The 242-nt window shown below is 69.0% G+C and carries 1 protein-coding gene; it reads right to left on the reverse strand.

The window, feature by feature from the left end; genetic code table 11:
* A partial coding sequence (locus RYX56_RS26795) for a thioredoxin domain-containing protein (protein WP_500660711.1) occupies positions 1-242 on the reverse strand: 242 nt, incomplete at both ends.

The following is a 242-nucleotide window of genomic DNA, read 5'->3' on the forward strand; positions in this document are numbered from 1 at the left end:
CGGCGTCGTTCAGCAGGGGACCAGACTGTTTGGCGGTGATCCGGCCCATGGCGTCGACGGCGAAGGTCTCGGGCACGCCGGAAATGCCCTGGTCCAGGCCGGCCCGACCCTCGTGGTCCACCAGAACCATCGAATAGGGGTCGCCCAGCTCGTCCAGGAAGGCGCGGGTGGCGACCGGCTCGTCCTTGTAGGCCACGCCGACGACAGCGATCCCCCGCGCCTTCAACGCCAGAAGCTTGGGG

The organism is Alkalihalophilus lindianensis, from assembly GCF_032843265.1.
Taxonomy (GTDB): Bacteria; Bacillota; Bacilli; order Bacillales; family Bacillaceae_D; genus Alkalihalophilus; species Alkalihalophilus lindianensis.